The sequence below is a fragment of the Mesorhizobium sp. M0701 genome, from assembly GCF_040320365.1.
Lineage (GTDB): Bacteria > Pseudomonadota > Alphaproteobacteria > Rhizobiales > Rhizobiaceae > Mesorhizobium.
The window spans coordinates 1-9068 of sequence record NZ_JAMYPO010000086.1 but is presented as its reverse complement, the minus strand read 5'-3'; the positions used below and the strand labels follow the sequence as shown (position 1 = coordinate 9068).

At 60.4% G+C, this 9068-nt stretch carries 5 protein-coding genes and 1 pseudogene; 5 read left to right on the top strand and 1 reads right to left on the bottom strand.

Going from position 1 to position 9068, the window contains the following annotated elements:
* The first annotated feature begins 351 nt into the window (after nt 1–351).
* Entirely contained in the window at nt 352–564 is a 213-nt protein-coding gene (locus tag NKI24_RS35165) for a hypothetical protein (RefSeq protein WP_352453844.1), read from the top strand.
* Between the two features lie 806 nt (nt 565–1370).
* Here the strand turns inward: NKI24_RS35165 and NKI24_RS35160 are convergent.
* Entirely contained in the window at nt 1371–1589 is a 219-nt protein-coding gene (locus tag NKI24_RS35160) for a KTSC domain-containing protein (protein WP_352453839.1), read from the bottom strand.
* A gap of 249 nt (nt 1590–1838) precedes the next feature.
* On the opposite strand from NKI24_RS35160, the gene NKI24_RS35155 reads away from it, so the two are divergent.
* The 4 genes and pseudogenes from NKI24_RS35155 to NKI24_RS35135 form a co-directional block, all read left to right on the top strand.
* The gene (locus tag NKI24_RS35155) at nt 1839–2072 is read left to right on the top strand and encodes a hypothetical protein (protein ID WP_352453838.1); all 234 of its coding nucleotides are present in this window, start codon (nt 1839–1841) and stop codon (nt 2070–2072) included.
* A gap of 418 nt (nt 2073–2490) precedes the next feature.
* A pseudogene (locus tag NKI24_RS36125) lies at nt 2491–2754 on the top strand (IS630 family transposase); the annotation flags it as partial.
* Nucleotides 2755–2856: 102 nt separating this feature from the next.
* Nucleotides 2857–3318 carry a phasin gene (locus tag NKI24_RS35140; protein ID WP_352453837.1) on the top strand — a complete coding sequence of 154 codons (462 nt, stop codon included), beginning with the start codon at nt 2857–2859 and terminating at the stop codon, nt 3316–3318.
* A gap of 1594 nt (nt 3319–4912) precedes the next feature.
* On the top strand, nt 4913–9068 hold a 4156-nt coding region (locus tag NKI24_RS35135; protein ID WP_352750734.1), incomplete at its 3' end, for an RHS repeat domain-containing protein.

Here is a 9068-nt window from a genome sequence, read left to right as displayed (position 1 = left end):
ATCGTTCCATGATGTCGGGCGAAACGGCGGGCCGCAGAAAAGCGCGATGGGCCGAATGACCAATGCGCTCCCTGTCAAAACAGCGCCAGAAACAGGCGAACGGCTTCGGCCGCTCTACGTCCCACGGGCAGAGGCGATCACGGTCCAGAGGGCCATTGATCTGTTCAGGCACGACTACAACGTAAGCGAAGACACACTCAGGCGGCTGGTGATCAAGCACCGTCTTCACAACCAGACAATGCCCGGTGCTCCGTGGAGAATAAGCGCTCCCGGTTTGGCTCTGTCGCTCGCCGGCGATGATGATGCGCTTGCGCGGTTGAGGCAGGACGTCGCGAGCACCGGACGCCGTCAGTGCCTCATCGCGAGTTCGGACCATGGCTGCGCGACCAGCCTATCACCTACGATTTGGCTTTGAAGGCGATCGTTGCGCATACGGGCCTCTTCAATCAGGGCTGGAAGGACAGTGCCGATGCGATCTTCCATACCGACGGCACTGTTCCCAAAGGACCGATCGCCTTAGTCGAGGTGCAAGGTTACGTCTTCGCAGCATACCAACCGCGCTGAACGCTCGCACCTACCAAGCCGGACAGCGCTACTGGTCGCTGCATGTTGCTGCCATCGCGCGCGCGGCGTTAGCGCCAACATAAGGAAGACGTGGGCTTGAGGCCCCACACCCCCACTCCGTTCCGCTTCGCGGACGGATATGCTTGCTCCCTCGGTCGTGCGGCACTATCCGGTGTTGAGCCATATTGCTTTTGAGAATGAAGGATGCGGCTGATCGCCGTCGCATAGCGGCTGATCTCGGCGTCGATCTGGCTGGGGTAAAGCCTCGGCGTTCGAGCTTCTTCCGCTCCTGTGACTTGTCGATGCCCGGATTAGAACCGACAACATCGCGACAGGCTATGAGGGCAAGCCGCATGACGGGCCGGTAGAGGACGACTCGAAGCACTTCGTCTACTGCCCAGTCTGCGGCCAAACGTTCGACGCGCGCGATCTTGGACAGGTGTTCCACCACGCTGAGCCGCAGCACGAGCCGCTTCCGGTCGAGTAATAGTCCAGCTAGTTGAGCTCTGGCGGCAGACCGACGTTGAGACCCTTCAGCGCGCCACCGACGTACGTTGAATGAGAAAAGGGTGCTGCGTGCACCGCGCCTTCCCCGCGCGCCGATGCTCCACCTGGACCGCAAAAAAGTCCCGCCGCACTGCCAGAACGGCGGGACCGATCAAACGCTTTGCACCAGGCGGGGGGATGCGGGGGGTTGGGCTTGCCAAGTGAGCGCGGACCGTAACCAACCCTAAGCGCAACAGCGGCAACGCGTCCACCAACCGCCGGTTGGAGCGACAGGACGATTGAGCCGCCGGCAGGTCAGGTCATCCCGAATCGCTATCGCTCGCAACCAGACGGTAGCGGAAATTGTTGCGGATGTGGTCGTTGAAATAGCGGCCCTTGGCAAACGCGGCCCGGAACGCGGCAAAGGTTTCCGGCGGTACCCCCTCAAATTCGTACCGCTTGCCGCTGGCGACGAACCACACCGAGAGGGTCCTTCTATCCAGATCATATTCCATGTTGCGGATCGAAGTAGATGGCATGAGCACCACAGGCCGAGGCCCGCGCTTGCGGGGAGCGCGGGCCGATCGGGATACCGATCTGCAGCAATACCTGGAGGGGGAGGACGCTGCGTGCACCGAACTTTCGCGGCGGTCCCGTGTTCCCAATCGAGATACACAAAAAGCTAGCTGCACCTTTCGGCATCACGCGGACGTTGGATTTCTGAGAAAGCGCGAGCGTCAATTTTCCCGTGAGATAGGCACGCTCCACGGCGAAAGGAGTGCCCCGCCATGACCGTCCTCGCCCACAACCTTGCCAATGACATCAAAGGATCGTGGAGGGTCGTCTTCGTGCCGGACGAACTGCATCTGTACGTGAAATTCAGCCAGCGAGACGCCGACACAAAGCCGGTTGATTGGATGAGCGTTGATGATTTCCTTGCATGGCGGCCGAAAGGCGCACTCCACAAGCGAGCGCGCGACAGCTTGGTTTCGCTCATTTGCAAGGCGTTGACAGGGCGATGAGACAAGGGAGAACCCGCGCCGAGATCAAGTGCGAGCGCCGCGGTGGGATTCGACGTTCCGAAGGCACCGCGACGATGCCGCCAACGCGATAGCTAAAGCTCTTATCGGTGAGGCGCGCGGGCTTTGCTTTGAAGCGTCAGCGGAGCGACATTTGCACCTTTCGCTCGGTGATCGCATCTTGATCCTGACGTGATGAACGCACTGGCTGATTACGCTGGGCGGCGCGAGGTGGCCCGTCTTGCGGTTATGCTCGATCTGGGCAAGCTGCTGCGCTGGATATTCAAAACCGTTGCTCCTGAACTCAGCGCAGATAGCGAATCGTCCAGGTTTCCTGGGAATCGACGACCATGTTTGAGCATGAATCCGCCAACCTGCTGACGATGCATGACCAGTGTATCGACCGCCGCTGAGCAGGCGCACACCAGATCCCGCATGGGCACCCCGAGGCGAGAGGATAAAAGCCAAGGCGCCGAACGACCATTGGAAGATCGTGACCTTCCTGGCGGCGCTGCGCCACGACCGTGTCGATGCACCATCGCTCATCGACGGACCGATCAACGGCGAGAGGTTCAAAATCTATGACGACAAAGTTCTCGTCCCCCCTCAACCCCGGCGACATTGTCGTCATGGATCATGCCTCGGCAGGCGAAAAGTTCAGCGGGTTAACGCTCGGATAAAGAGGATGGTGCGTCGCACAAAAATATTGCAATGCACTACAAATGCCGTAACGTCAGTTTCGTAGATGAATGAGACGGCTTTTGTGAAGGGCCGCCCGCTGAAAAGGATGGAAACTATGGCCAAGACCGCTGACACCGTTGAAAATTCCGAATTCCCGACCTTCGACCCGTCGATGGCTACCGACCAGATCCGCGCTGTCGCCGAAAAGGGCCTCGAGCAGTCGAAAGAAGCCTATGCGAAATTTGCCTCAGGCACCGAGACGACCCAGAAGGCGCTGCAGTCGAGCCTCGAAACCTCCAAGACCGTCGGCAACGAGCTGTCGCTGAAGACAATTGCTGCTCTGCGCGCCAATACCGAAGCCGGCTTCTCGCACCTCGAAGCCCTGGTTGCCGTGAGGGCGCCCTCCGAGTTCCTCGAGCTGCAGGCTGCCTTCTTGCGCAAGCAGGTCGAACTGACCGTAGAGCAGGCCAAGGAATTTCAGGCCGTGACGACCAAGGCTGCCGAAGATATATCCAAGCCAATCAAGGATGTCTTTGAAAAGGCGATGAAGGATCTCAAGGTCGCCTGATTGAGTCTAGGCGATCGGAGATACCCGCAAAACGACGCCCTTCTCCAGCCGCCTTTTTCTTTTGGGCTGACCGGCTATGTGTCTCTTACGTCAGCTTTGGAAGGCGGGCCTCGGTTTTTGATCGCTGGTCGTCTAGCGACACGTTCATGTCTCTGATGGCATCGACAATTTGCTCCAAGGCTATTCCGAGCTGACTTTGAGCGCGGACTGGCTCGCGCGGCGGAGCTTGCCGTCCAGGGCAACACCTATATGCGAGGTAGCCGAGAACGATCCGGAGCTTAAGCGCGCTATCGAGGCGGCAGAGCAGACCCGAGAGGGGCCGGCAGAAGTGCAGGGCAAAAGCCCTGCAAATGTCGATGCCGTGACCGAACAGCAGCGAGATCGTCGCCCCGAGGAGGCCGAGCGCCGGCCGGACGAACCGTCCGAACTGGGTCGACCGTAGATGCTACAAATCGGCTGCAGGATAAGTTAGACAGCGACAAGGAGGCCGCACAACGCGGCAGCGAAACGACGCGGACCGATCCGGCGCAACAGCATATCCCTCGCCTCGAGGAGTTGGAGCGCGACGAACTATAAAGAAGGGAACGCGACCGCGACGACCGGGTCCGTTAGAGGACCACGTTCAATCGACAGGTTTACGTTTACCAGAGCAACGACCCGAACGGTGACGAGGGGTTTGGCAAGCTATCTGTTTCGTTTTCTTCTTGGGCGCACTGCAGGTTGCTTAGGAAACGGTGTCTGGCTGGTACCAAAATTTCATGCAGTGGAGCAGCGAAACGCTGGCTTTTTTGGCCGGCTTATGGCCCTTCTGATAGTTGCGGCCCCTGACACTCAAGCCCGGCGAATTCTGCGACGGGTTCGCGGCTAACGGCAATCGCACTCATAATGAATGGTGCCAGTCCTCGGTCCGAACGCAATCAGGTCAGCGACGCCCGCAGGACTTTCGGCGGCGACACGCACTGCAGGCCCTTGAACATTGCAGGGGCATCTTAGGGAGGCACTCTCTCAGCGCGTTCGCCACTCACAGGTGCTGTGGCAAAATCCATTCATCGTAGCGAGTTGAGCTTCGATGCCCCAAGGGGCATGCAACGGCTCGAGGCGGAAAGGCTACATGACCTCCGGCATGGCGCTTGCCAGTCGACCGTCATCAACAAGCCCCTTCATCCCTGCGGGTGGCAATCACTTGGCCAACAGCGCCTGCCAATGGCTGGCCAAACAAGCGATATCGAGGCGCTCATGCCTTGGAGTTACCAGAGCTGAACGGCTTCAGCTGTCCGCTTACAGCTCACGCGCCGACAATATCGGTCCGACGCTCAACGCGCAATTCTAGGTTCGAGGGTGCCCGTATGGGCAGCCGTCGTCTGAGCCGATTGTTTAAGTAAATCGGCTGTTCCCCGTTGGCTTAAAAATTTCCCTGTGGATATTCCTATTGCGACGACTTGGTGCCGTATTCGTTTGGCTGGGGCTGAGTAGAAGTAAGCAACTTGGGCTCGGGGGAATCATGAACAAGTTGCTTGTGGGAGCGGCATTGCTTGCCGCCGGTGTGTTCGGCGCTGATACATCTTTAGTCTCTCATATTAGAAACTCCGCAGGGATGGCTGTCTTTGCGCAGGAGGCGCAAGGGACTTCGCCAGATGCTGGCGCCGGTGAGGGCCTTGGCAATGGCGGGGCAGCACTTGGCTCGGGGTCAGGCTCCGGCACGGATGATGCGGGCGCACCGCCCGCAGCAACTGCGACGGGAGATGCTGCGCCGGCGGGCGATGGTCCTGATGCGGCGGCAGAGGTGGGCACGACCGATCAGTCGACCGACAGCGAAGCCGCGCCCGAGGAGCCTGCCGCAACGACGCTGGCGACGACCACGACCTCCGAAAGCGGCGATCCCGAGGCGATCGGCACGCCGAAGGTGGATCTGCCGAAGAGTTCAGGGAACGGCAATCTGGGCTACGCCATCGGCATCGACGTTTCGGACTTCCATGGCATCGAGCCGTCGATCGCACTCACCTATGAGTCTTCCCGCAGGACCAAGCTAGGTGCCCTCTACCAGGGTTGGCTGGGCTATGCCTGGGGCCTTGAGGGCTTTGACGTCATCGAGCGGGCAAGCCCCGGCTACGGCATGCCGGCCTTCACCACGGGCGATATCTACCTGCTCGACGGCCGGGCGATGGTTGCCTGCGTGGGGGGCATGGTGTCGCCGTCGTGTTCGACCGGCGGCACGCATGCGACGGAGAATGAATCCTATCGCCGCATTGCGCTGAACGGCACCACCAACGAATGGAAGGTGACGGATCGCGACGGCACCGTCTCGACCTTCCGCTCGGTCGCTGCGGTGGCGAACCTGACGCCGACTGCCGGCACGCCGGCCTATGATCTGGCCCAAAACTATCGCTGGCTGCTGACCTCGGTCACCGACACCAATGGCAACAGCGTCGCCTATAGCTACACCTGCCCGGCAAGCCCGGTCTGTTATCCCGACACCATCAGCTACAACGGCACGGTGGTAAAATTCTATCTGGAGACCCGGCCCGACCTGATCCTGATGGGCAATGGCCGTGACATCTCGGAGACCAGCCAGCGCATCAAGGCGATCGGCGTAACGGTCTCCGGCGCGCTGCGCAGCGCCTACAAGCTGACCTACGATCAGGCGCCGTTCTCAAACGCCTCGCGCCTGACCGCCGTCACCCGCTATGGCACCGATGCAGCCATCGCCGCCGACGGCACCATCACCGGCGGCACCGCAAAACCGCTCGGCCAGATGACCTATCAGAATACAGATGGGGCCTATACGAGCGTTAATAGTGCGCTTGCAGGAGCACCTAACGAGACCGGCGATTTGGATTTTGACGGTCGCGACGAGATATTCGGCGACGGAATAACGAAATCTCAGAACAGCGGCGGCCACGATGGCAGCCCCAGCGACGTATGGACGAGAACAAAGTATATCTACAAATTCAACTCGGACGGAACGCAAGGCGGAACTGTATCACTGCAGCTTGATTCGATTTCAAAGCCCGTTGACGGCATTGACTACACTCCAAAGTATTTCTCTCGGCCTGGCCGGTTTCTCTCGACCAAAAACACAATGGACTTTGCGACTGCGGTAACGAGTAGTTCCCTTAACGGGGCGACCGGCGCAATTACGTATTCGACAACAAGATCGATCGTTCAGACAAACCCCCAGTTGTCGATGACAAAGGTTGGCTGCGCGCCGGCCGGTTACGAAGCGGTATGTGCGGCAATACCGGCATCTGCCGCAGGCGCTTTCGTAGCCGATGCCGATGGCAACGGAATCGACACGCTCGATAAGGGCGGCTCCCCCTTCGGCGTCGGCGACTTCCTCGGCAATGGCCGTCAGCAGCCGATCTATTCAACAGGCGACGACTCCGTAAAAAAGGGGGTGTTTTCAGTCGACAAATGGCAACCGGGCGGGACGTCGTTCAAGATTAGCTGCTCGACCGGCACGTGCGTGCTGGCCGATGTCAATGGCGATGGGGCGTCCGACATTGTCAGTTACAACGGAGGCGGCAGCATCCGGATATCCCTGTCGACCGGGGTCGGATTCAAGGACTATGCCAAGCACGATGCGGACGGAGACATTGGCATCCTGCGCGACTTCGACAATGACGGTCGGGTCGACCTCATTACGCTGAGCAACAGCAATCTTTCGACCCAATCCTACGCCACAGGCACAGTCAAGATTTACTTCCTGCAGCCCTCATCGACAGATTTCACGCCGGTCCGCTTTTATCTTCCTGTTGCGATGACTGCTGGATCGCCGGTCGGCGACTTCAACGGCGACGGCCTGCCGGATTTTACCGACTACAAAGACCACATGTTCATCTCGGCCCCCGGTGCTGGCAATCCGAACCTGCTGCGCAGTGTCGTGACGGAACTGGGCGGAACGGTTGCTGTGGAGTATGCGCCGTCATCGACCTGGGTGAACACCTACTTGCCGCAGGTGGTGCACGCGGTGTCAAAACTGTCGGTCGGCGACGGCCGCGGCCAGACGGCGGTGAGCACCTACGCCTATGCCGGCGGCAAGTACGATCCGGCGGCGCGCAAGTTTTTGGGCTTTGCCTCGATCGTCGAGACAAAACCGCTGGCCAATGGCGAGACGGCGGCCTCGAAGATCGAGACCACCTACCGGCAGGACCTGGCAAGCTACGGCCTGCCGTCGCTGACGGTGTGGAAGGATGGCGCAGGCACCGTGCACAAGCAGGTGGCCGAGACCTATGCGGTCAATACCGCGACAAAACCCTATTGGGTGCAGAACACGGCGACCGACACGACGCTGACCGAGAATCTTTCGCGCACTCTTAGGGTCGAGCGGGCGTTCGATGCCTACAACAACGTCACCAGCATCAAGGACTATGGCCGCACCGACGTCAGCGGCGACGAGACGTGGACGGTGGCGAGCTTTGCGCCGAACACGAGCGCCTACATCGTCTCGCTGCCGAGCAGCCAGACGGTGCGCGCCGGGCTGGACACCAGCTTTGCCTATATCGGCTATGACGAGACCTATTATGACGGCAACACGGGCGCCAATGCCACACCACCTGCTAAGGGCAATGTCACCCGCAAGCGCAGCTTCTCCAATTACTATGGATCGCCGCAAAAGGAGGTGAACCAGACTTTTGCCTATGACAGCTTTGGCAACACGATCTCGGCCACCAACGGCCTCGGCCACAAGACCGAGTGGGACTATGATGCGACCTATCACCTCTATCCGGTAACGCAGCGGGCGCCCCGCTATTTTGCCACCGGCGGCCAGAGCGCCGACACCCGCTTCGTCTCGAGCGCCACCTACAATGCCGTGTGCGGCCAGCCGGCGACGAAGACCGACTTCAACGGCCTGATCAGGACCTTCACCTACGATCCGTTCTGCCGGCCCTACCAGGTCTCGCAGAGCATCACCGGCGCCTATGCCAAGACGCGCTTCGAGAACGAGGGCAATCCGGCGACACAGGCGCTGGCCAAGCTGACGCCGCTGCCCAATGGGGCGGGCGAGGATTTTGTCCGCTCCTATTATGACGGGCTCGGCCGGGTCTACCGGGTGGAGACGCCCGGCGAGACGGCGGCCGGCGCCAAGCACATTGCCGACACCGATTTTGACCTGCGCGGCAATGTCTTGCGCACCGCTTTTCCACGCTTTGTCGGCGACACCGCGCAGTGGACGACCAACTCGTATGACTGGGCCGACCGGCTGGTGAAGACCGTCTATGCCGATGCCAGCCAGACAACCTTTGCCCACAGCCTTGACAGCGGCAGCGGCGCCAATCCGCGGCTTTACGCCGTCACCCAGACCGACCAGATCAATGCAACGACCACGCGCCAGTCGAAAAGCGTGTCCTCGACGCGTGGCGATGTCGTGCAGATCGTGCGCGATCTCGGCGGGCTCAATCTGACGGAGGGCCGCAGCTACGATGTGCTTGGCCGGCTGACCGGGGTCAGCGATCCCGGCGGCTCGAGCTGGAGCTACAGCTATGACATGGTCGGCAACCGGCTTTCCGCAACCGATCCCGATCTCGGCTCATGGTCGTATATCTATGACGTCGCCAATCGTCTGACCAGCCAGACCGATGCCCGCGGCACGGTGACGGCACTGGCCTACGACCAGCTGGACCGGCTGACGCTGAAGACGGCAACGGCGTCGGGCGGCAGTGCGGTGACGCTGACGCAGAACACCTACGATCAGGCGGCGGCGGGCTTCTACAACATCGGCCAGCTGACGACCTCGACAAACCCTGCGGCCA